The sequence below is a fragment of the Nocardioides alkalitolerans DSM 16699 genome (assembly GCF_000426525.1).
GTDB lineage: Bacteria > Actinomycetota > Actinomycetes > Propionibacteriales > Nocardioidaceae > Nocardioides > Nocardioides alkalitolerans.
Genome location: NZ_AUFN01000010.1, coordinates 1,028,265 through 1,048,871 on the forward strand (window position 1 = coordinate 1,028,265; position 20,607 = coordinate 1,048,871).

Below are 20,607 nucleotides of genomic sequence, written 5' to 3' on the forward strand. Positions count from 1 at the left end.
TCCGCTCAGGCCTGCGGGGTGGTGGTGGGTCGGCCGGAGGCCGTGCGGATCTCCAGGCGAGCGTCGGCCAGGAGCGGGCGGGCGCCGTGCACGAGGTCGGGGCGGGCCGCGAGCACGCTCGCCACGACCAGTCCGGTGACGACGGCCTCACCGATGCCGATGAGGCTGTGCCAGCCGACCATGGCGGTGGCGACGTCACCGAGGGCCACCGGCGCGGTGCCGCCGACCGCGAAGAGGCCGGTGAAGACGAGGGCGGCGACGGGCACGCTCACGAGCGCCCCGACAGCTGCTGCGGGGGCCACCATCGACGGGCGCGACGGCAGGACCGCGCGGAGCAGGACGAACACGCCCCAGCCGACGGCGACGGCCACGAGCCCGAGGAGGGTGATGTTGGTGCCGATCGCGGTGATGCCGCCGTCGGCCATGAGCAGGCCCTGCACGAGCAGCACGACGCTGAGGCAGAGGATCGCCGACCACGGCCCCACCAGCACGGCGGCGAGCGCACCGCCCATCAGGTGGCCGCTGGTGCCGGCGCCGACGGGGAAGTTCACCATCTGCGCGGCGAAGACGAAGGCGGCCACGAGGCCGACCATGGGGGCGGCCCTGTCGTCGAGCTCGCGGCGGGCGCCCCGGAGGGCGAGGCCCACCCCGGCGACGGCGACGACACCGGTCGCGACGGAGGTGGGGGCGTCGAGAAACCCGTCAGGCACGTGCACGGCCGTCTCCTCTAGGTTGAGGACATCGGTCGGGCCGAGGGCCCGACCGGGTCGATGTCCACCATCGGCCGTCACGAACTCTACGTTGTTGCGGATACTTCGCAGCAACTGTCCGACCAGAGAGGATCGACCTGCCCGATGAGTGACTCCCGCCTCGCCGCCGGCGACACCGCGCCCGACTTCACCCTCACGTCCGACACCGGTGAGACCGTCTCCCTCGCCGACCTCCGCGGCCGCAAGGTGATCGTCTACTTCTACCCCGCCGCGATGACCCCGGGCTGCACCAAGCAGGCCTGCGACTTCACCGACTCGCTCGACTCGCTGCAGGCCGCCGGCTACGAGGTGCTCGGCATCTCGCCCGACAAGCCGGAGAAGCTCGCGAGGTTCCGTGAGAAGGACGGCCTGACGATCCGGCTGCTCTCCGACCCCGAGAAGGAGGTGCTCGCGGCGTACGGCGCGTTCGGCGAGAAGAAGCTCTACGGCAAGGTCGTCCAGGGCGTCATCCGCTCGACGTTCGTCGTCGACGAGGACGGCAAGGTCGAGGTGGCGCAGTACAACGTCAAGGCCACCGGCCACGTGGCGAAGCTGCGCAAGGACCTCGGGCTGGCCCTAGGCTGACGCCCGCGCGCCCGTAGCCCAACGGCAGAGGCACCAGGTTTAGGTCCTGGCCAGTGAGAGTTCGAATCTCTCCGGGCGCACCCCCGGAGCCCCCGGCCCGCCGCTCCGCCCGTCACTCCGCCGGCGGCGCGTCCTCCTCGCGCAGCCGCGGCGGGGTCGCGTCGTCGGGCCGGAAGCCGCGCTTGTCGGCGTAGAAGTCCCGCACGCGGTCCATGTCGGCGCCCACGTCGCCGGACAGCTCGAACGTCGGCCCCCAGCCCACGGTGCGCGACGGCGCGTCGAGGTAGGCGAGCGTGACGGGGATGCCGGTCTGTCGCGAGATCCGGTAGAAGCCGGACTTCCAGTACTCGCCCTTGCTGCGCGTGCCCTCGGCCGCGATGCCCAGGAGGAAGGCGTCGTCGACGGCGGAGTCGGCGAGCAGGGCCCGGATGGTGGCCCCGGGGTTCTTCCGGTCGAGCTCGACGGCGCCGGTCGCCCGCAGAAGCGGACCGAGCGGGCCCTTGAACAGCGAGTTCTTCACCAGCAGCCGGATCTGCACGCTGCTGTCCCACGCCAGCAGCATGGTGAGCACCCAGTCCCAGTTCGAGGTGTGCGGGGCGCCGACCAGGATGCCCTTGGGCGGGGCCTCCCCGGCCACCTTCCAGCGGGAGAGGCGCAGGGCCACCCGCGCGAACGTACGGCGGACGAGGAAGTGTCGGTTCACGCGCGGAACCTATCCGACGCCTCCCGGCGGTGGCACGACCCCGGCAGCCCGGGTAGTCCCTGACGCACGGGTCGCCGGGACGACTCAGGGACGACCACATCGTCAGGGACTACCCCCGCGAGACCGGCCGAGCCCGGGACATCTGTGACTCAGGTCACTAGAGTCCGGCCATGGACTCCGCGCTCACCACCGTCGGTCTGCCGATCGCCCTCGGCATCATCATGTTCGGGCTCGGCCTCTCGCTGACGCCGGAGGACTTCCGTCGGGTCGCCCGCCACCCGAAGGCGGTGGCGATCGCGCTCGGCTGCCAGCTGCTCCTGCTGCCGGCGCTCTGCTTCGGGCTCGTGCTCCTGCTCGACCTCCCGCCGCTGCTCGCGATCGGCATGATGCTGCTGGCCGCGTCACCGGGCGGCACGAGCGCCAACCTCTACAGCCACCTCTTCCGTGGCGACGTGGCGCTCAACGTCACCCTCACGGCCGTGAACTCCGTCATCGCGATCGTGTCGCTGCCGGTCATCACGAACCTGGCCATCGCCTACTACGACCAGGGCGACACCGTCAGCCTGCAGTTCTCGAAGGTCGTCGAGGTCTTCGTCATCGTGCTGGCCCCGGTCGCGCTGGGCATACTGGCCCGCGCCAAGGCGCCGGCGTTCGCGGCGTCGGCCGACAAGCCCGTGCGCATCGGCTCGGCCGTCATCCTCGCCGTCCTGGTGCTCGGCATCCTGCTCGACCAGCGGGAGAACGTGGGCGACTACCTCGCCGACGTCGGCCTCGCGGCCGCCCTCTTCTGCGCGGCGAGCCTCGTCATCGGGTACGTCGTGCCGCGCGCCCTCGGGATCGTCGAGGGCCAGGCGATCGCGTCGTCCATGGAGATCGGCGTGCACAACGGCACCCTCGCGATCTACGTCGCCGTCGAGGTGCTCGACACCACCGAGATCTCGATCCCGGCCGCCGTCTACTCGATCTTCATGTTCGTGTTCGCGGCCCTGTGGGGGATGGTCGTCGTGCGCCTCACCGACCGCCGCCGAGCACCCGTTCGATCCTGACCAGCACGACGCAGTCCGCGCCCGTCCAGCCGTCGCGGCCGAACCTCCGCTCGTACGCCGCGCGCCCCCGCGCCAGGTCGTCGGCGTCCTCGCTCACAACCGCCTTGCCCTCGACCGTGCACCACGTCGTCGGCGTGAGCTCGGAGACCGCCGCCCAGGGACGCCGTACGACGTTGCGGGCCTTCACGCTCGCCGCCCGGGTCAGCACGAGCAGCTCGTCGCCGTCGAGGATCGCCCGCACCGGCACGAGGTGGGGCGTGCCGTCGGCGCGCACGGTGCCGAGCGTGGCGAGCCGGGGCGCGGCCCAGAACTCGTCCCAGACGTCGCGGAGCTGGAGGGGGACCGTCATGGCCGCGACGCTAGGACCTCCAGCGAGCTGGAGGTCAAGGGTGGCGGTGGTCACGCGCCGGGGGCTGCGTGGGTGCGGGGGGCCTGGCACCGAGCCCGTGTAACGCGGTGTCCGGGCTACTGCACACGTGTTCTGACGCGTGTGCAGTCACTCGGACACCGCGTTGCACGGGAGCAGGGGTGGACCAGCCCGGAGGACGGACCGGCTCAGCCCCCGAGCGCCTCGGCGACGAGGGGGGCGAGCTGGCGCATGGCGCGGCCGCGGTGGGAGACGGCGTCCTTCTCGTCGGGGGTGAGCTCGGCGCTCGTGCGCACGGGGGCACCGTCGGAGCCGTCGTGCTCGATCGCCACGAAGAGCACGTCGTAGCCGAAGCCGCCCTCGCCGCGGGTCTCGCGGAGCACGTGGCCGTCCATGCGACCCTCGACCACCTCGACGGCCAGCGAGCCGTCGTCGGTCGGGCGGCAGAACGCGACGGCGCACGCGAAGTGGGCTCCCCGGCGCACGTCGGGGACGTCGCCGAGCTGGGCCAGCAGGAGCGCGTTGTTGGCGGCGTCCTTCGTGGCCCGGTCGGCGTCGGCGACCCCGGCCCAGCGGGCCGACAGCACGCCCGGCATGCCGTTCAGGGCGTCGACGCAGAGGCCGGAGTCGTCCGCGATGCTCGGCAGGCCGGTCGCCTCGACGCCGGCGCGCGCCTTCAGCAGCGCGTTGCCGGTGAAGGTCGGCTGGTCCTCGACGGGCTCGTCGTAGCCCTCGACGTCGTCGATGCCGACGACCTGGACGCCCGGCAGGTGGGCCGAGAGGATGCGCTCCATCTCGTCGATCTTCTTGCGGTTGCGGGAGGCGAGGAAGACGCGCGCGCCCGGGGCGGACGCGCTCGCGTCGGCGGCGGCGCTCATGCGCCCAGCGCCTCGCGCTGCAGGCGCGTCAGGTCGACGCAGCCCTTCTCGGCCAGGCCCAGCAGGGCGTCGAGCTCGCGCCGTACGAACGGTGCGCCCTCGGCGGTGCCCTGCACCTCGATGAAGGCGCCGTCGCCCGTCATCACGACGTTCATGTCGGTCTCGGCGCGCACGTCCTCGACGTACGGGAGGTCGAGGCGCGGCACGCCGTCGATGATCCCGACGCTGACGGCCGCCACGGAGCCGGTGAGCGGGTCGCCCTTGAGGGCGCCCGTCGAGCGCAGGTGCGCGACGGCGTCGGCGAGCGCGACGTACGCGCCCGTGATCGCCGCGGTGCGCGTGCCGCCGTCGGCCTGCAGCACGTCGCAGTCGAGCTGGATCGTGTTCTCGCCCAGCGCCTGGTAGTCGACGACCGCGCGCAGCGAGCGGCCGATGAGACGGGAGATCTCGTGGGTGCGGCCGCCGATGCGGCCCTTCACCGACTCGCGGTCGGAGCGCGTGTGGGTCGAGCCGGGGAGCATCGCGTACTCCGCCGTCACCCAGCCCAGGCCGGAGCCCTTGCGCCAGCGCGGCACGCCCTCGGAGGCCGACGCCACGCACAGCACCTTCGTCTTGCCGAACTCCACGAGCACCGAGCCGGCGGCGTGGTCGAGCCACCCGCGCGTGATGGTCACCGGACGCAGCTCGTCGTCGGCGCGCCCGTCGGGGCGTGGGGCGGGCGTGGCGGTGGCGTCAGGGCTCATGGGGCGAGCGTAGCCAGACCCGGGCGCTCCGCGGAGGCCCCGTACCCTGATGCCCGTGCCCACCACCTCCCGACCCCCGGCGGAGCCCCGCCCGTCGCGCTGGCAGGTCAACGCCACGATCGCCGGCGCGGTCGTCGCGCTGCTCGTGCTGGTCGCCGACCTCGGGGGCGCCTTCGACGACAACCGCACGGTCGGCGTCGTGCTCGCGATCGGTGGTGCCGCCGTCGCGGCCGGCACCGTCTACTCGTTCTGGGGCGCACCGCCGGTGCGCACCGTGCGCATGCACGCCGCCCTCCTGGCCGTGATGGTCGGCGGCTTCAGCATCACGGCCGCGGCCACCGCCGAGGGCGCCGACGGCGTCTTCGCCGTGCGCACGATGGCGTACGTCGGGGTGGCCGCCCTGGTGATCGCCGCCGTCGGCCTGCTCGCCCAGGCACGGGCCGCCGGCCTCCCCACCACGCCGGCCCCCGGCACCCCGAGAAGGAAGAACCGATGATCGAGCTGCTCACCCCCCGCCAGATCGACGAGATGCGACCGGCGGGCGAGTTCGTCGGCCAGGTGCTGACGAAGCTGGTCGAGGTGGCCGACGTGGGCGTCAACCTCCTCGAGCTCGACGCGCTGGCGCACGAGATGATCAAGGAGCGCGGCGCCGAGTCCTGCTACATCGACTACGCGCCCTCCTTCGGCCGCGGGCCGTTCGGCAAGGTGCTCTGCACGTCGGTCAACGACGCGGTGCTGCACGGGCTCCCCCACGACTACACGCTCGCCGACGGCGACCTGCTGAGCCTCGACTTCGCGGTCTCGGTCGACGGCTGGGTCTGCGACTCGGCGGTCAGCACCGTGGTCGGCACGCCCGACCCCGCCGACCTCGCCCTCATCTCCACCACCGAGGAGGCCCTCGCCGCGGCCATCGAGGTCGCCCGCGCCGGCAACAAGCTCGGTGACATCGGCGCCGCGATCGGCGGCGTCGCCCGCGCCGCCGGCTACTCCGTCAACACCCAGTTCGGCGGGCACGGCGTCGGCCGCACCATGCACGGCGAGCCGCACGTGCCGAACGACGGCCGCGCCGGCCGCGGGTTCAAGCTGCGCCCCGGGCTCGTCATCGCGATCGAGCCGTGGCTGCTCGCCACGACCGACGAGATCAAGATGGCCGACGACGGCTGGACGATCCTCTCGACCGACGGCTCACGCGGGGCCCACAGCGAGCACACCATCGCCATCACCCACGGCGACCCCATCGTGATGACCGCCCGCTGACCCCTCGGCCCGACGGCCGGCCGCACCGACCCGCACGAGGTCGGTACGCCGCGCGACCGCGCCCTGCCACGCGGCGCGCGCGGCCCAGGGCGCCAGGTCCCGGGCGCGACGGCCCACCCACGGCGCGCCCTCGCTGACCATCCACGCGAGGTCGGTGCGCCAGCTCGGCACGTGGAGTCCGTCGGCCACGGCCGCCGGGGGGACCACCGACCACCCGACCGCCGCCAGCTCGGCGGCGAAGGCCCGCGCCAGCGCGCGGTGACCGAGCTCGGAGGGGTGGAGCCGGTCGACCGACCAGAACTCCCGGCGGCGCACCTCCGGCCACCCGGCGAGGTCGACGCGCACCCCGCCGTACGTCGCGTGCACCTCGTCGTACACCTCGTTGACGGCCTCGATGCGCTGCTGCAACGGGCGACGCAGCAGGCGCGGCAGCCCGAAGACCTCGCCGTGGTCGTGGAAGCGCGCGGTCATGAGCAGCGCCCCGTCGGCGGTGAGGGCGTCCGCCGCGTGCAGCAGGTCCCGCCGCAGCACCGCCGGGTCCCAGCTGGAGCGCATCGTGTCGTTGACGCCGACGACCAGGGAGACGAGGTCGGCGCGGTGGTCGACGGCCTCGGCGAGCTGGTGGGCCACGACGTCCCGCGTCGTCGCCCCCGACACGGCGAGGTTGCAGAACGACACGTCGTACGACGCCTCGAGCGCCTCGGCGAGCAGGCGGGCCCAGCCGCGCCAGGTGCCGTCCCGGCCCGTCGCGCCGGCGCCGAGACCGACCGGGGTGCCGGGCGTCGGGTCGCCGACGCCCACGGTGGTGCTGTCGCCGACGGCGGCGAAGCGGAGGTAGGTGGAGGGGGTCGCAGGACCGGGGCTGACGGGGCGGGGGCTCCGAGGAGTGGCCACGGACGCCAGCGTGGCGGCGCAGCAGGAACGCTGCGCCGCCACGGCGGTGACGTGTCGGTCAGGAACTGGTGAACACTCCCCCGTGCGTCCTCCGGTGCCCGACCCCCGGTCAGGGGTGGATCGTCACTTCACCTCGGCGCGGAGCACCCGGGTGATGCCCGCGGTCAGGGGCAGGACGAACCAGATGAGGCCCGACACCAGCAGGTGGCCCCACTCGACGCCGCTGAAGCCCTCGAACAGCGGGACCTGCGCCTGCGTGAAGTCGATCCACGGGCGGATGTCCTCGAACCAGTCGAAGTACACGCCCGCGATGGCCAGGAGGCCCGGCAGCACGAACGAGTAGGCGAAGAAGACCACGATCGCGGCCGGGGTGTTGAGGAGCAGGGTCGCGAGCGCGAAGCCGACGAGCAGGCCGATCACCTGGACGATGGTGAAGCCGAGGAGACCCTCGACGTTCGGGTCCCAGTCGACCTGCGCGCCGAGCGCTCCGGCGAACGCGGTCATCACGGCGCCGATCGCGACCGCGACGACGATCGAGAGCACCGCCGCGATGATCGTCGCGAGCAGCTTGGCGACCACCACGCGGGCCCGGTGGGGCTCGAGGGTGAACGTCGTCATGTTGGTGCGCTGCGACCACTCGCTGGTGACCGCGAGGATGGCGAGCACCGGGAGGAGCACGCTGGTCACGCCGCCGGCGACGCTGGTGAAGTCGAAGAAGGCGACGCTGCCGTTGCGCGACGCGTAGGCGAAGATCGCGCTGCCCACGAGGATGAGGGCACCCATGACGATGAGCAGCCAGCGACCGGAGCGGGTGTCGACCAGCTTGCGCAGCTCGACCGCGAGCAGGCGGGTCAGGGGGGTGCGCGGCGTGTTCGACAGGTCGAACGTCGACGGGCCGTGGGCGGTGGCGGGGGCGCTCATGCCGGAACTCCTTCGGTGCGGGTCTCGCGCTGCGTCTCGGCGGTCAGCTGGAGGAACAGGTCCTCGAGACCGGCGCCGTCGGCCGGTCGCAGCTCGAGGAGGGCGACGCCGACCTCGAGCGAGGTCTCGCCGATGACCTGGGCGTCGCCGTCGACGACGATGCCGAGCCCCTTGCCGTCGGGTCGCACCGCGAGGCCCTTGGCCTGCAGGGCGGGAGCGAGGCGGGCGTCGTCGACCGAGCGGGCGAACGTGCCGGTGGACGTCAGCAGCTCGGCCTTCGTGCCGGAGGCGACGATGCGGCCGTGGCCGATGACGAGCATCGTGTCGGCGATCTGCTCGACCTCGTGCAGCAGGTGGCTGGAGAGGAGGACGGCGCCGCCGCGCTCGGCGTACCCGCGCAGGAGGCCGCGCATCCAGCGGATGCCGGCGGGGTCGAGGCCGTTGGCGGGCTCGTCGAGGATGAGCACCTGCGGGTCGCCCAGGAGGGCGTGCGCGATCCCGAGCCGCTGGCGCATGCCGAGCGAGTAGTTGCGGATGCGCCGCTTCGACTCGGCGTCGCTGAGGCTCACGAGCGCGAGCATCTCGTCGACGCGCGAGGAGGGCAGGCCCATCGTCCTCGCGCCGATCGTCAGCACCTCGCGGCCCGTGCGGCCCGCGTGCTGGGCCGAGGCGTCGAGCAGGACGCCGACGTGGCGGCCGGGGTTGGGGATCTGGCGGTACTCGTGGCCGCCGATCGTGGCCGTGCCCCGGTCGGCCCGCGTGAGGCCCGCCAGGATCCGCATCGTGGTCGTCTTCCCGGCGCCGTTCGGCCCGAGGAACCCCGTGACCTCACCGGGCTGCGCCACGAAGCTGACGTCGTTCACGGCGGTGAACCCGCCGTACGTCCTCGTGAGTCCTTCGACTGTGATCATGTCGCTCATCCTGCCCGACCGGCCGGGTGCTGGGCATCGGCCGCGAGGCGGGTCCGGGCCGACCAAAGTAGGGGCGACCGTGATCGGGCGCAGGGTCCGCGACGCTCCCGGCGGCACTAGCCTCGCTGCGTGAGCAGTGCACGGACGGCGCCCGAGGACTACCAGCCTCGGCTGAGCCGGTGGGGCCACGTGTGGCGCACGGCCGTGATGCTGTTCATCAGCGGCGCCGTGCTCCTGGACTCGTTCGGCACCTCGTGGCGGGAGAACACCTGGCGCATCGTGGTCGACGTGGCGCTCGGGCTCCTGGCCTACGTGGTCGTGCACTTCCGCCGCCGCCGGCCGCTCACGGTCGCCACGGTCGTCCTGCTGCTGAGCGTGGTGTCGGGGGTCGCTGCGGGCCCCGCGCTGCTGGCGACCGTCTCGGTGGCCACGCGGCGCGTCTACTGGCAGATCGCCTTCCTGATCGTCACCAACACCGCCGCCGCGCAGGTGTACTGGTACATCTCGCCGTCCGACAGCCGTGACCCGGTGTGGGTCACCTTCACCGGCAACCTCGCCGCCTCGGGCGCGCTCGTCGCGTGGGGCATGTACATCGGCTCCCGGCGCGAGCTGCTGCACACGCTGCGGCAGCGGGCCGAGCGGGCCGAGGGCGAGCAGGACCTCCGGGTCGGCAAGGCGCGGGCCGAGGAACGGGCGCGGATCGCGCGGGAGATGCACGACGTGCTCGCCCACCGCATCAGCCAGGTCTCCATGCACGCCGGCGCCCTGGCGTTCCGCTCCGACCTCGACGCCGAGGCCCTGCGCAGCGGCATCGGCGACGTGCAGGTCAAGGCCAACGCCGCCCTGACCGACCTCCGCAGCGTGCTCGGCGTGCTCCGCGACCGGGAGACGGGCGAGCTGGCGAACCGCCCCCAGCCGACGTACGACGACGTGCACGTGCTCGTCACCGAGTCGCGGTCGGCGGGCGTCCGGGTGTGGATCGACGACCTGCTCGCCGACCGTGTCGGCGACGAGCCCGTGCCCGAGCAGCTGGGCCGCACCGTCTACCGGGTCGTGCAGGAGGGCATCACGAACGCCCACAAGCACGCCCGCGGCGCCCTGCTCACCGTGCGGCTGGCCGGGTCGGCGGAGGACGGCGTCGAGGTGCTGCTGCGCAACCCGCTCGGCTTCGGCGAGTCCGCCGCCCCGGGCTCCGGCCTCGGCCTCATCGGGCTGCGGGAGCGGGTCGAGCTCGCGGGCGGCCGGTTCCTCGCCGAGCGGGACGGCTCGACGTTCGTCGTCCGCGCGTGGCTACCGTGGACCCCGTGAGCACCCCCGGCACCGACGACAGCGCGCCCGCCGGCGCGAGCGCCCCGATCCGCGTCCTGGTCGTCGACGACGACCCGCTCGTGCGCTCGGCGCTCGGCCTCATGCTCGGTGGCCAGGCCGACCTCGAGGTGGTGGGCGAGGCGGCCGACGGCCGGGCGGGTACGACGCTCGCGGCGTCGCTGCGCCCCGACGTCGTCCTCATGGACATCCGCATGCCGGTGATGGACGGGCTCGAGGCCACCGCCGCCCTCCACGCCCGTCCGTCGCCGCCGCGCGTGATCGTGCTGACGACCTTCGACGCCGACGACTACGTGCTCGGCGCGCTCGCGGCCGGCGCGGACGGCTTCCTGCTCAAGGACACTCCCCCGGCCGACATCGTCTCCGCCATCCGTCGCGTCGCCGACGGCGAGCCGATGCTGTCGCCGAAGGTGACCCAGACCCTGATCCGCCGGGTCCGCGAGGGCACCGACCCCCGGGCCGCCGAGGCCGAGGCCCGTCTCGCCACCCTCACCGACCGGGAGCGCGAGGTGGCCGTGGCGGTGGGCCGGGGCCTCTCCAACGCCGACATCGCGGCCGAGCTCTACCTCTCGGTGCCGACCGTCAAGGCCCACGTCTCACGGCTCTTCGAGAAGCTGGGGGCCACCAACCGCGTCCAGATCGCCATCTGCGTCCACGACGCCGGGCTGGCCTGAGCGGCGCTCAGACCTCGTAGGTCGCGCCGGCGACGGCGATGTCGGTGGGCCCGTCGTAGGCCGTGACGGCCTCGGCGCGGGCGTCGGCGGTGTCGAACCAGGCCGGCACGTGGGTGAGCACGAGGCGCCCGACGGAGGCGCGGGTCGCGATCCTGCCCGCGTCGGTGCCCGTGAGGTGCACGCCCGGCGGGTTGGTGTCGACCTCGCGGAAGGCGGCCTCCGCGAGGAAGAGGTCGGCACCCTCGGCCGCGTGGTCGAGGCCGAGGCACGGCGCGGTGTCGCCCGAGTAGGTCAGCACGCGGTCGTCGGCCGTGACGCGCAGGGCGTACGCCGTGACCGGGTGGAAGACCTCGAAGGGCAGGACGCTGAAGGGGCCGACCACGATCGGCGGCTGCTCGAGGGCGTAGTCGGAGAAGTCGAACTCCTCGTTCATGCCCGGGTCGAGCGGTAGGTCGTAGGCGCGGGCGAGGCGGTCGGCCGTGCCGTCCGGGCCCCACACCGGGATGCGGGGCTGCGCGCCCTGCGGGTGGTACTTGCGCAGCACGTAGTAGCCGCAGAGGTCGAGGCAGTGGTCCGGGTGGAGGTGGCTGACGAAGACCGCGTCGATGGCGAGCGGGTCGGCGTGGTGGTGCAGCGCCCCGAGGGAGCCGTTGCCGAGGTCGAGCAGGATCCGCCACGTGCGGGTGGCCCCGGCCGCGGCGCCGGGCGCGTCGTCCGGCCCCTCGGCCTCGAGGAGGTAGCAGCTGGCGGGCGAGTCGGGCCCCGGGTAGGAGCCGGCGCAACCGACGACCGTGAGCCTCACACGACACCTCCGGCGAACTGGCTGGCGAACGCCAGCTCGGGGCCAAGGAAACGACGTCCGATGCGCTCGAACTCCTCCGCCACGCCGGTGGTGACGAACTCGTACGTCGCGTCGCCCGTCGTGCGCATGAGCCCCGTGGTCGCGAGCATCTGGTAGACCGCCTTGGCGCTCTCCTCCGCACTGCTGACCAGCGTCACGCCGTCCCCCATCACGTACGAGATCACCCCGGTCAGCAGCGGGTAGTGCGTGCAGCCGAGCACGAGCGTGTCGACGTCCGCCGCGATCAGCGGGTCGAGGTAGGCGTGGGCGGCGGCGAGCAGCTCGTCGCCACCGGTCACGCCCTGCTCCACGAAGTCGACGAAGCGGGGGCACGGCTGCGTGACGAGCTCGACCTGGGGCGCGGCGGCGAAGGCGTCGTCGTACGCCATCGAGGTGGCAGTGGCCTGGGTGCAGATCACGCCGATGCGGCCCGACCGGGTCGCGGCGACGGCCCGGCGGGTGGCGGGGTAGATGACCTCGACGACGGGCACGTCGTACCGCTCCCGCGCGTCGCGCAGCATCGCGGCGGAGGCGGAGTTGCAGGCGATGACGAGCGCCTTGACCCCGCGGTCGACGAGGTGGTCGAGGCACTCCAGCGCGTACTCCCGGACCTCCCCGATCGGCTTCGGGCCGTAGGGCTGGCGGGCGGTGTCACCCAGGTACACGATCGACTCGTGCGGGAGCTGGTCGATGACCGACCGCGCGACGGTGAGTCCACCGAAGCCGGAGTCGAAGATGCCGACGGGAGCGTCGGCGGAGCGGGGTGCCACAGCAGGTCAATCTAGAGGTTGCACGAAGGGGACGCGACGTGACGTCGGCGAGGTCACGTACGGCGAAGTCGCGTGCGACGGATCGCACGCGGGCCTCACCACTCGCTCGGCAGCGGCCAGGGGTTGAAGCGGCAGCCCCCGAGGCCCTTCGACTGCTGCATCATCACGGGCGCCCGCGAGCCGGCGGAGCCGCAGCCCACGTGCCCGTTGCCGAGGAAGTGGCCGACCTCGTGGTTGACGACCATGTGGCGGTAGTCGCGCAGCGAGCCGCCGGCGGCGTTCCACGACGGGGAGGCCTGCATCCAGCGGGTGTAGTTGATGATCACGTTGCGCCCGACCCGGCAGCTCCACTGCACGCTGCACTCCCCGGCGTACTTGGGGAGGCGGTCGGCCGTCGCGATGATGAGGGTGAAGTCCGACGGCGCCCGGCTGGCGGTGCGCTGGAAGTGGGTGCCGCCGGCGCGCCAGCCACGGGGGTCCTGCAGGGTCTCGCCCGACTGCACGCCGAACTCGTCGACCCGGAACCCGGGGATGTCGCCGTCGATGCGCACGTCGTACACGACGGTGCGGCGGCGCGGGGTGGTGTCGCCCACGACGGGGGTGGGCTGCGAGAGGGTGCGGGCGTCGGTCCAACCGGCCCGGCGGGCGGTGACGACGGCGCGGAGCCGGTGGTCGACGTCGGCGGCGGTGATGCGGTACGTCTGCGCGGTGGCGCCCGAGATGGGCGTGTAGTCGCGGTACCACTGGTAGGAGTACGACGTCGCCCGCGGGTTGTACGGCGCCACCACCAGCGTCAGCAGGTAGCCGTGGCGGGCCGTGCCCTTCATGGTGTGCGGGCCGGTCACCGGCAGCACCGGCGGAGCAGCGGTGGCGGCGGCCGCGGCGCTGGCCGCCGTGGCGGCGGGGGTCGTCGCACCCGCGGAGCCGACCGGGGAGGCGAGCGTCAGCGCCAGGGTCGTGGCGGCGGCGAGGGCCACCAGGCGCACGGCTCGGCGGAGACCTCCGGTCGATGCTCGGTTCACGCCCACAACTGGCCCTCCAGCCGGTCCTCCGCCTCGTCCACGGTGCCCTCGTAGGCGCCGGTCGAGAGGTACTTCCATCCACCGTCGCACACGACGAAGGCGATGTCAGCCCTCTCACCGGCCTTCACCGCCTTGGCCGCCTGGCCCAGTGCGGCGTGCAGGATCGCGCCGGTGGAGATGCCCGCGAAGATGCCCTCGAGCTCGAGCAGCTCGCGCACCCGCCGTACGGCGTCGCGCGGCCCCACCGAGAAGCGGGCGTCGATGAGGTCGGCGTCGTACAGCTCGGGCACGAAGCCCTCGTCGAGGTTGCGCAGGCCGTAGACGAGCTCACCGTAGCGCGGCTCGGCCGCCACGATGCGCACGTCGGGCTTCGCCTTCCGGAAGAACCGCGAGACGCCCATGAGCGTCCCGGTGGTGCCGAGGCCGGCGACGAAGTGGGTGATCTCGGGCAGGTCCTCGAGGATCTCCGGGCCGGTGCCCTCCTCGTGGGAGAGCGCGTTGGCGGCGTTGCCGTACTGGTAGAGCATCACCCAGTCGGGGTGCTCCTCGGCCATGCCCTTCGCGACCCGGACGGCCTCGTTGGAGCCGCCGGCGGCCGGGGACGAGTAGATCTCGACGCCCCACATGCGCAGCAGCTGGCGGCGCTCCTCGGAGGTGTTCTCCGGCATCACGCAGACGAGCCGGTAGCCCTTCAGCTTGGCCGCCATCGCCAGCGAGATGCCGGTGTTGCCCGAGGTCGGCTCGAGGATCGTACAGCCGGGCCGCAGCAGCCCGTCCTTCTCGGCCTGCTCGATCATCCGCATGGCGGGACGGTCCTTGATGGAGCCGGTGGGGTTGCGGTCCTCGAGCTTCGCCCAGACGCGTACGTCGGGGCTCGGCGAGAGCCGCGGCAGGCCCACGAGCGGCGTGTGACCGACGGAGGCGACCAGGTCGTCGTAGCGCATGGCGCCATCCTCCCACCCGGCGCCTGGGGCACCCACGCCACCGCCCGGGCGTGGGCAGGCCGCCGACCGGGCGTGGCCGGGCCGCCGGGCCCGCGTGGGCCCGGCGGTCGACCTGTCTCAGCGCAGGAAGAACTCGGGGTCGAAGTCGTCGAGCGGGATGATCCGGACGCGCGGGAGGGGCACGTTGAACGCCTGGACGTCCTCCTCCAGGTCGTGGATCGGGAGGCCGATGGCGGTGAACCCGGAGCTCGCGTACTCCCGCAGCGCCAGCAGGCCGACCTTGCGCCCCTCGCCCATGAGGGGCCGGATGTTGTCGACGAAGTCGCCGTCGTGGCTGACGAGCAGCACGTCGTCGTCGCGGCCCACGAGCGCGTCGAGGGTGCGCTGGATGCCGACGTCGACGACCTTCTGGTCGCTGCGCCCCGACAGCGGGACGGGACGGTAGTCGAGGGCGAGCAGCGCCTGCACGAACGCGCTCGGCAGAGAGCCGTGGCTCGCGTTGAGGAAGAACAGGCCGGTGACCGGCTGGTCCCACAGCTGCTGCGCGTACGTCGTGACGCGCTCCCAGCGCGGCCGCTCCTCCGAGGTCGGCCGACGGCCCAGCAACGAGTTGCCGAGGGTGGCGTCGATGTTCTCGCCGTCCACGAGGACGAAGGTGCGCCGCTGCGGCACGGCCAGCTCGGTCATGAGCGGCACTCTACGCAGGTCAGCGGGCCGTGCCCGGCGTTCCGGGGGCTCGGGGGGCGGCGGGGTGCCCGGGGGTGTGCCGGTTTCACCGGCTAGGTGACGAACCCGGCACCTGGCGCACGAAGGTTCGCGCGCCAGGTGCTGGTGTCACCGGCTAGCCGGTGAAACCGGCAGCCAGACGCTCGACAGCGTCAGCAGCCACCCGCGACGGCGGGCAGCACGACGACCTGGTCGCCGTCGGCGAGGGTGGCCTCGAGGCCGCCGATGAAGCGGACGTCCTCGTCGTTGATGTAGACGTTCACGAAGCGGCGCAGGTCGGCGTCGCCGCCCTCGCCGTCGACGAGGCGCTCCCGGATGCCCGGGTGGTTCGCCTCCAGGTCGTCGATGAGCTTCGCGAGCGTGTCGCCGTTCGCGGGGACGGCCTTCTCGCCGCCCGTGTACGTGCGGAGGATCGTGGGGATCCGGACCTCGATGGCCATCAGACTGCACTCCTTGCTGGTAGCTGCTCGACGATCTCGACCGGTTCCTCGGTCACTTCGCCGTCGACGATTCGATACGACCTGAACTCCACAGGGCCGTCGTTATTCCCGGTCTCGCGCGTGGAGACCAGGACGTAGTGGGCGCCGGGCTCGCTGGCGAGACCGATGTCGGTCCGGCTCGGGTAGGCCTCGGTCGCGGTATGGGAGTGGTAGACGACGACGGGTTCCTCGTCGCGGTCCCACATCTCCTTGTAGAGCTGGAGCAGCTCGGTGGAGTCGAACTCGTAGAACGTGGGGCTGCCGGCGGCGTTCACCATCTCGACCAGTCGCTCCGGCCGGTCCGAGCCCTCGGGGCCGGCGACGATGCCGCACGCCTCGTCGGGGTGGTCGCGGCGGGCGTGGGCGACGATGGCGTCGTGGGTCGCGCGGTCGATCGTCAGCACCCGTCCAGCGTACGGCGCACGCGGCGCGGCCCGCACCGCCGCCACCATCCGGACCCCCGCGCCCGGTCCGTCGCCCGGTCTGTGGGGAGACCACCCTCTTCCTGTGAACTCCCTGTTAGGTCCGCCTTACCCCTGGTGTCGCACCCGCCCGTCGGGTTTGATCGTCGACAGTTGCACTTACAAGCGACGAGCATCCCTCGCCCATCCCCCTCTCGGACCAGGAGCCCCACCCATGTCCTCCTTCTCCCCCGCCCGCCGCTGGCTCCTCGCCGTGGTGGCCACCTCCACCCTCGCCCTCACGACGGGCTGCGGCATCGGTCAGCAGGCCGACGACACGAGCAGCGCCGACGACACCTCCAGCTCGACCGAGTCCACCGACACCGGCTCGAGCAGCACCGACGAGGGCACCGACGACACCGGCGCCGGCGCCGAGACCGGCGGCACCTACACCGCCGGTGAGTACGAAGCCGAGGGCAGCTACGACACCCCGGGCGGCACGCAGTCCGTCTCCGTCGACGTGACGATCGACGCCGAGGGCACCATCGAGGCCGTCGAGGTCACTCCGCAGGCCGAGAGCGGCAACTCGGTGCAGTTCCAGAACGAGTTCGCCGACGGCATCGCCGACGAGGTCGTCGGCCAGAAGATCGACGGCCTGTCGGTCTCGAAGGTCGCGGGCTCGTCGCTCACCAGCGGCGGCTTCAACGCTGCGATCGACGAGATCCTCGCCGAGGCGCAGGCCTGACCCGTGGCGACCCCCGGCCCGGCCCCGACGACCGACGACGACGTGTCGTCGTGGTCGTTCGAGGCGATCGGCACCTCCTGGACGGTCGACGTCGACCGCCCGGTGGGGCCGGCCGCACGCCGGGCCGTCGCCGACCGGATCGAGGCCTTCGACCGTGACTGGTCGCGGTTCCGGTCCGGATCGGTCGTCGACGCGGTCCGGGCGGGCGCGGGGCGCCACCGGCTCCCCGACGACGCCGGGCCCCTCGTCGAGGTCTACGACGCGCTCCACCGCCTGACGGCCGGCGCCATGAGCCCGGCCGTCGGCGGCAGCCTCGAGCACCTGGGGTACGACGCGGCCTACTCCCTGCGCCCGGCGCCCGGCCACGTGCCGGCCCCCGACTGGGGCGCCGTGCGGTGGGAGCCGCCGTACCTCGTGACGGGCGAGCCGTTCGTGCTCGACGTCGGCGCGGCCGGCAAGGGCTACCTCGTCGACCTGGTCGCCGAGGTGCTCGAGCAGCACGTGGCGGGCGCGGGCGTCACCGTCGACGCGAGCGGTGACCTCGTCCACCGCCCGGGGCAGGGCGCACCGCCGCTGCGGGTCGCTCTCGAGCACCCGCGCCGGCCCGGGTACGCCGTCGGCGTCGCCTCCCTCGACGGCGCGCCCGGCCGCCGCGCGCTGTGCGCCTCGGCCACCAACCGCCGCACGTGGGCCGACGGCGTGCACCACGTGCTCGACGCCCGCACCGGAGCACCGACGACCGACGTGCTCGCCACGTGGGTCGTCGCCGACGACGCCCGCACGGCCGACGCCGTCGCCACCGCCCTCTTCCTCGCCCCGCCCGAGACCCTGCGGCGCGAGCTCGACTTCACGTGGGTCACGTACGACGCGCTCGGCGCGCTCCGTGCCTCGCCCGACTTCCCCGGAGAGCTGTTCCGATGACCCAGGACACCCCGCAGACGACCCCGTCCCCGCGGCCCGCGCACCCCCCGAAGCCCCGGGGCGGCCCGCTCTCGCTGGTCGACGACCTCCTCGGCCGCGTCACCATGTACCGCCTCGTCACGATCGTGCTGGTCGCGCTCGTGGTGGTCTCGTTTGGGCTGACGTGGACGAACTCGCTCATCCAGTCGGTCTTCACGACCGAGGCGATGGCGCTCACGCTCGTCGTGGTGGTCGCGGCGTCGGTGCTCTCGAACGTGCTGCTCGGCCTGGTGTGGCGGATCCGGCCGCACCTCGAGTCGTCCGTCATCACGGCGCTGCTGCTGTGGTTCCTCTACTGGCCCTCGAGCGACGCCTCGACGCTCGCGTGGCTGGCCGGTGTCGCCGTGCTGGCGAACGTGTCGAAGTACGTGCTCGCGTTCCGCGGCCGCCACGTGCTCAACCCGGCCGCGGCGGGCGTCGTGCTGATGCTGCTGCTGCAGGAGCTGCTGCAGGTCGACCCGGCCTCACGGGTCTACACGACCTGGTGGGTCGCGAACGAGCCCGCGCTGCTGTTCGTGGCGATCGGAGCCCTCGTGGTGCTCCGCCGCACGCACCGCCTCGCCGTCGGCGCGACCTTCGTGGCGGTCACGGCCGCCGTGGTGGTCGGCGGTCTCGTCAACGGCGGCGCCACGCTCGGCGACGCCGTCACCACCGCGTTCTGGTCCTACCCCATCGTCTTCCTCGCCGGCTTCATGCTGAGCGAGCCCCTCACGCTGCCCCCGCGGCGCCGCCAGCAGCTCGCCGTCGCGGTGCTGGCCGCCCTGGTCTTCGCGTGGCCCCAGCTGCAGTCGCTGCTGCTGCCTCCCGGCACGACCATCGACCTCTGGATCTTCGAGTCCACCCCCGAGCTCGCGCTCGTGGCGGCCAACCTCGTCGGGTTCGCGCTCGGCCAGCGCCGGGGCGTGCGCCTGCAGGTCGTCGGCCACCGGGAGCTGGCGCCCGGCACGTGGGAGGTCGCCTTCGAGCCGCTGCGGCCGGTCCGCTTCACGCCGGGCCAGTACGTCGAGCTGCACGTGCCGCACGCGGGTGCGGACCGTCGCGGCGTACGACGCGTGTTCAGCATCAGCTCGGCCCCCGACGCCGCCCACGTGACGATCGCGCTCCGCGTGCCGGAGCGGTCGTCCAGCTTCAAGCGGGCCCTGCTCGACGCGGAGCCCGGCACCGTCGTGACGGCGACCAGCGTCGGCGGCGACTTCCTCCTGCCCGCCGACGAGCCGGCCGTGCTGGTCGCCGGCGGCATCGGGATCACCCCGTTCGCCAGCCAGCTGCGCCACCCGACGCCGGAGCGGACGCAGGACCTGGTCCTCGTGTACGGCGTGCCCGACGGCCCCGGCGGCACCCCGCCCCAGGTCGCCTACCGCGACGAGCTCGTCGCCACCGGCGTGCCGGTCGTGCTGGTCTCGCCCACGCCCCCGACCGACCTGCCCGCGGGCTGGCGCCACGTCGCGGCCCCGGGTCCGGACGCCGACGTGCTCGCCGAGGCCGTGCCCGACCTCGCCGCGCGCCGGGCCTACGTCTCCGGCCCGCCGGCGATGGTGCACGCCGTACGACGCAGCCTGCGCGGCCGGTGCGCGGGCGTCCGCACGGACTACTTCTCGGGGTACTGAGACCGGCCCCGCGCCGTCAGCGCGTCGGGTCGACCACGGTGATGCCCGCGACCGGCGCCCGGTCGAAGCCCGGCAGCGCGCGGGCCGCCTCCTCGAGACCGATCGTGCGCTCGAGCAGGCGCTGCGGCTGCAGGGCGCCGCTCTCGACGAGCGCCATCATCGCGGGGTAGTCGGCGGCCGACTGGCCGTGACTGCCGAGCACGTCGAGCTCCCAGGCGATCACCCGCGCCATCGGCACCCGGGGATGGCCGTCGACCGGCGGCAGGAGGCCGACCTGGGCGAGCCGGCCGCGTCGGCGCAGGCTGAGGATCGCGTCGTGGCAGGTGCTCTCGCTGCCCACGGCGTCGACCGCGACGTGGCTGCCGCCACCGGTGAGCGCGGCGACCCGCTCCGGCACGTCGCCGTCGCTCGCGAGCAGGCCGTGCTCGGCCCCGAGGTCGGCGGCCAGCGCCAGCGCGTCGGGGTGCCGGTCGACCGCGATCACGCGGGCCCCGAGCGCGCGGGCGATCATCACGGCGCTGAGGCCGACACCGCCGGCGCCGACCACGGTCACCCACTCCCCCTCGCGCACCCGGGCGCGGGCAGCCAGCGCACGGTAGGCCGTCGCGAAGCGGCAGCCGAGGCTGGCGGCGGTGGCGAGGTCGACCTGGTCGGGGAGGCCCACCAGGTTCGTGTCGGCGGCGTGGAGCGCCACGAGCTCCGCGAAGGAGCCCCAGTGGGTGAAGCCGGGCTGCTGCTGGTCGGGGCAGACCTGGGCGTTCCCGGAGCGGCACCACTCGCAGCGCCCGCACCCGCAGACGAACGGCACGGTGACCCGGGCACCGACCCGCCACCGGGTGACCTCGGGCCCGACGGCGACCACCTCGCCGGCCAGCTCGTGGCCCGGCACGTGGGGGAACGCGATGTCGTCGTGGCCCGCCCAGGCGTGCCAGTCGCTGCGGCAGAGCCCCGTGGCCCCCACCCGCACGACGACCCCGTCGGGCGGGCACACCGGCTCGTCGACCTCGAGCACCCGGGGTCGGCCGCGGACCTCGTCGATCACCACTGCACGCATGGCG

General features: G+C 73.5%; 25 protein-coding genes and 1 tRNA gene. 10 read left to right on the forward strand and 16 right to left on the reverse strand.

Going from position 1 to position 20,607, the window contains the following annotated elements; translation table 11 throughout:
* Nucleotides 1-5: 5 nt before the first annotated feature.
* Complete coding sequence (locus K329_RS0105595; protein ID WP_028472279.1) at nt 6-716, reverse strand: energy-coupling factor ABC transporter permease; 711 nt, start codon at nt 714-716, stop codon at nt 6-8.
* Between the two features lie 138 nt (nt 717-854).
* On the opposite strand from K329_RS0105595, the gene bcp reads away from it, so the two are divergent.
* Nucleotides 855-1,334, forward strand: a complete 480-nt coding sequence (gene bcp / locus K329_RS0105600) for a thioredoxin-dependent thiol peroxidase (RefSeq protein WP_028472280.1) — start codon at nt 855-857, stop codon at nt 1,332-1,334.
* A gap of 7 nt (nt 1,335-1,341) precedes the next feature.
* Nucleotides 1,342-1,414 (forward strand) — tRNA-Leu (locus K329_RS0105605).
* A gap of 32 nt (nt 1,415-1,446) precedes the next feature.
* Here the strand turns inward: K329_RS0105605 and K329_RS0105610 are convergent.
* The gene (locus K329_RS0105610) at nt 1,447-2,037 is read right to left on the reverse strand and encodes a 1-acyl-sn-glycerol-3-phosphate acyltransferase (RefSeq protein ID WP_028472281.1); all 591 of its coding nucleotides are present in this window, start codon (nt 2,035-2,037) and stop codon (nt 1,447-1,449) included.
* 170 nt (nt 2,038-2,207) lie between these two features.
* Between K329_RS0105610 and K329_RS0105615 the strand changes: the two genes are divergently transcribed.
* Complete coding sequence (locus K329_RS0105615; protein ID WP_028472282.1) at nt 2,208-3,083, forward strand: bile acid:sodium symporter family protein; 876 nt, start codon at nt 2,208-2,210, stop codon at nt 3,081-3,083.
* Here K329_RS0105615 and K329_RS24850 read toward each other — a convergent pair.
* From K329_RS24850 to rph, 3 genes are all read right to left on the reverse strand, one after another.
* On the reverse strand, nt 3,049-3,432 hold the full coding sequence (locus K329_RS24850; RefSeq protein ID WP_052336389.1) for a pyridoxamine 5'-phosphate oxidase family protein: 384 nt from the start codon (nt 3,430-3,432) through the stop codon (nt 3,049-3,051). The genes K329_RS0105615 and K329_RS24850 overlap by 35 nt on opposite strands.
* A gap of 206 nt (nt 3,433-3,638) precedes the next feature.
* Nucleotides 3,639-4,328 carry a non-canonical purine NTP pyrophosphatase gene (locus K329_RS0105625; protein WP_028472283.1) on the reverse strand — a complete coding sequence of 230 codons (690 nt, stop codon included), beginning with the start codon at nt 4,326-4,328 and terminating at the stop codon, nt 3,639-3,641.
* A complete protein-coding gene (gene rph, locus K329_RS0105630) occupies nt 4,325-5,071 on the reverse strand; it encodes a ribonuclease PH (RefSeq protein ID WP_028472284.1) in 747 nt (248 codons plus the stop codon). Before rph ends, K329_RS0105625 begins: the two co-directional genes overlap by 4 nt.
* A gap of 55 nt (nt 5,072-5,126) precedes the next feature.
* On the opposite strand from rph, the gene K329_RS24855 reads away from it, so the two are divergent.
* Together K329_RS24855 and map are read left to right on the forward strand one after the other, a co-directional pair.
* Nucleotides 5,127-5,567: a hypothetical protein gene (locus K329_RS24855; RefSeq protein WP_157571577.1), complete on the forward strand. Its 441-nt coding sequence runs from the start codon at nt 5,127-5,129 to the stop codon at nt 5,565-5,567.
* Complete coding sequence (gene map, locus K329_RS0105640) at nt 5,564-6,328, forward strand: type I methionyl aminopeptidase (RefSeq protein WP_028472285.1); 765 nt, start codon at nt 5,564-5,566, stop codon at nt 6,326-6,328. Before K329_RS24855 ends, map begins: the two co-directional genes overlap by 4 nt.
* Here the strand turns inward: map and K329_RS24860 are convergent.
* The 3 genes from K329_RS24860 to K329_RS0105655 all read right to left on the reverse strand — a co-directional run bounded on the left by K329_RS24860 (nt 6,257) and on the right by K329_RS0105655 (nt 9,054).
* Nucleotides 6,257-7,222 (reverse strand): SGNH/GDSL hydrolase family protein, encoded by a 966-nt coding sequence (locus tag K329_RS24860; protein ID WP_084541059.1) that lies wholly within the window; start codon nt 7,220-7,222, stop codon nt 6,257-6,259. The genes map and K329_RS24860 overlap by 72 nt on opposite strands.
* Nucleotides 7,223-7,345: 123 nt before the next feature.
* Nucleotides 7,346-8,143: an ABC transporter permease gene (locus tag K329_RS0105650; RefSeq protein WP_028472286.1), complete on the reverse strand. Its 798-nt coding sequence runs from the start codon at nt 8,141-8,143 to the stop codon at nt 7,346-7,348.
* Entirely contained in the window at nt 8,140-9,054 is a 915-nt protein-coding gene (locus K329_RS0105655) for an ABC transporter ATP-binding protein (protein WP_028472287.1), read from the reverse strand. The genes K329_RS0105650 and K329_RS0105655 overlap by 4 nt, the downstream gene beginning before the upstream one ends.
* A 129-nt stretch (nt 9,055-9,183) precedes the next feature.
* Between K329_RS0105655 and K329_RS0105660 the strand changes: the two genes are divergently transcribed.
* Nucleotides 9,184-10,362: a sensor histidine kinase gene (locus K329_RS0105660; RefSeq protein WP_028472288.1), complete on the forward strand. Its 1,179-nt coding sequence runs from the start codon at nt 9,184-9,186 to the stop codon at nt 10,360-10,362.
* Nucleotides 10,359-11,054: a response regulator gene (locus K329_RS0105665; RefSeq protein WP_052336494.1), complete on the forward strand. Its 696-nt coding sequence runs from the start codon at nt 10,359-10,361 to the stop codon at nt 11,052-11,054. Before K329_RS0105660 ends, K329_RS0105665 begins: the two co-directional genes overlap by 4 nt.
* A 7-nt stretch (nt 11,055-11,061) precedes the next feature.
* Here K329_RS0105665 and K329_RS0105670 read toward each other — a convergent pair whose 3' ends face one another.
* The 7 genes from K329_RS0105670 to K329_RS0105700 form a co-directional block, all read right to left on the reverse strand.
* Nucleotides 11,062-11,856, reverse strand: coding sequence for an MBL fold metallo-hydrolase (locus K329_RS0105670; protein ID WP_028472290.1), 795 nt, complete (start codon nt 11,854-11,856; stop codon nt 11,062-11,064).
* Nucleotides 11,853-12,665, reverse strand: a complete 813-nt coding sequence (murI, locus tag K329_RS24865) for a glutamate racemase (protein ID WP_043642053.1) — start codon at nt 12,663-12,665, stop codon at nt 11,853-11,855. The genes K329_RS0105670 and murI overlap by 4 nt, the downstream gene beginning before the upstream one ends.
* A gap of 95 nt (nt 12,666-12,760) precedes the next feature.
* A complete protein-coding gene (locus tag K329_RS29365; RefSeq protein ID WP_052336390.1) occupies nt 12,761-13,651 on the reverse strand; it encodes a DUF3152 domain-containing protein in 891 nt (296 codons plus the stop codon).
* A gap of 32 nt (nt 13,652-13,683) precedes the next feature.
* The gene (locus K329_RS0105685) at nt 13,684-14,631 is read right to left on the reverse strand and encodes a PLP-dependent cysteine synthase family protein (protein WP_028472291.1); all 948 of its coding nucleotides are present in this window, start codon (nt 14,629-14,631) and stop codon (nt 13,684-13,686) included.
* A gap of 117 nt (nt 14,632-14,748) precedes the next feature.
* Nucleotides 14,749-15,318, reverse strand: a complete 570-nt coding sequence (locus K329_RS0105690) for an NYN domain-containing protein (protein WP_043642483.1) — start codon at nt 15,316-15,318, stop codon at nt 14,749-14,751.
* Between the two features lie 191 nt (nt 15,319-15,509).
* A complete protein-coding gene (locus K329_RS0105695; RefSeq protein WP_028472293.1) occupies nt 15,510-15,797 on the reverse strand; it encodes a MoaD/ThiS family protein in 288 nt (95 codons plus the stop codon).
* Nucleotides 15,797-16,240 (reverse strand): M67 family metallopeptidase, encoded by a 444-nt coding sequence (locus K329_RS0105700; RefSeq protein ID WP_028472294.1) that lies wholly within the window; start codon nt 16,238-16,240, stop codon nt 15,797-15,799. Before K329_RS0105700 ends, K329_RS0105695 begins: the two co-directional genes overlap by 1 nt.
* Before the next feature lie 232 nt (nt 16,241-16,472).
* On the opposite strand from K329_RS0105700, the gene K329_RS31210 reads away from it, so the two are divergent.
* The 3 genes from K329_RS31210 to K329_RS0105715 are packed head-to-tail and all read left to right on the forward strand — an operon-like array spanning nt 16,473 to nt 19,549.
* Nucleotides 16,473-16,982 (forward strand): FMN-binding protein, encoded by a 510-nt coding sequence (locus tag K329_RS31210; RefSeq protein WP_043642055.1) that lies wholly within the window; start codon nt 16,473-16,475, stop codon nt 16,980-16,982.
* A gap of 3 nt (nt 16,983-16,985) precedes the next feature.
* The gene (locus K329_RS0105710; RefSeq protein ID WP_245596442.1) at nt 16,986-17,903 is read left to right on the forward strand and encodes an FAD:protein FMN transferase; all 918 of its coding nucleotides are present in this window, start codon (nt 16,986-16,988) and stop codon (nt 17,901-17,903) included.
* Nucleotides 17,900-19,549 (forward strand): ferredoxin--NADP reductase, encoded by a 1,650-nt coding sequence (locus tag K329_RS0105715; RefSeq protein ID WP_052336391.1) that lies wholly within the window; start codon nt 17,900-17,902, stop codon nt 19,547-19,549. The genes K329_RS0105710 and K329_RS0105715 overlap by 4 nt, the downstream gene beginning before the upstream one ends.
* A 16-nt stretch (nt 19,550-19,565) precedes the next feature.
* Here the strand turns inward: K329_RS0105715 and K329_RS0105720 are convergent, their stop codons facing one another.
* Nucleotides 19,566-20,603, reverse strand: coding sequence for a zinc-binding dehydrogenase (locus tag K329_RS0105720; protein WP_028472297.1), 1,038 nt, complete (start codon nt 20,601-20,603; stop codon nt 19,566-19,568).
* Nucleotides 20,604-20,607: the final 4 nt, after the last annotated feature.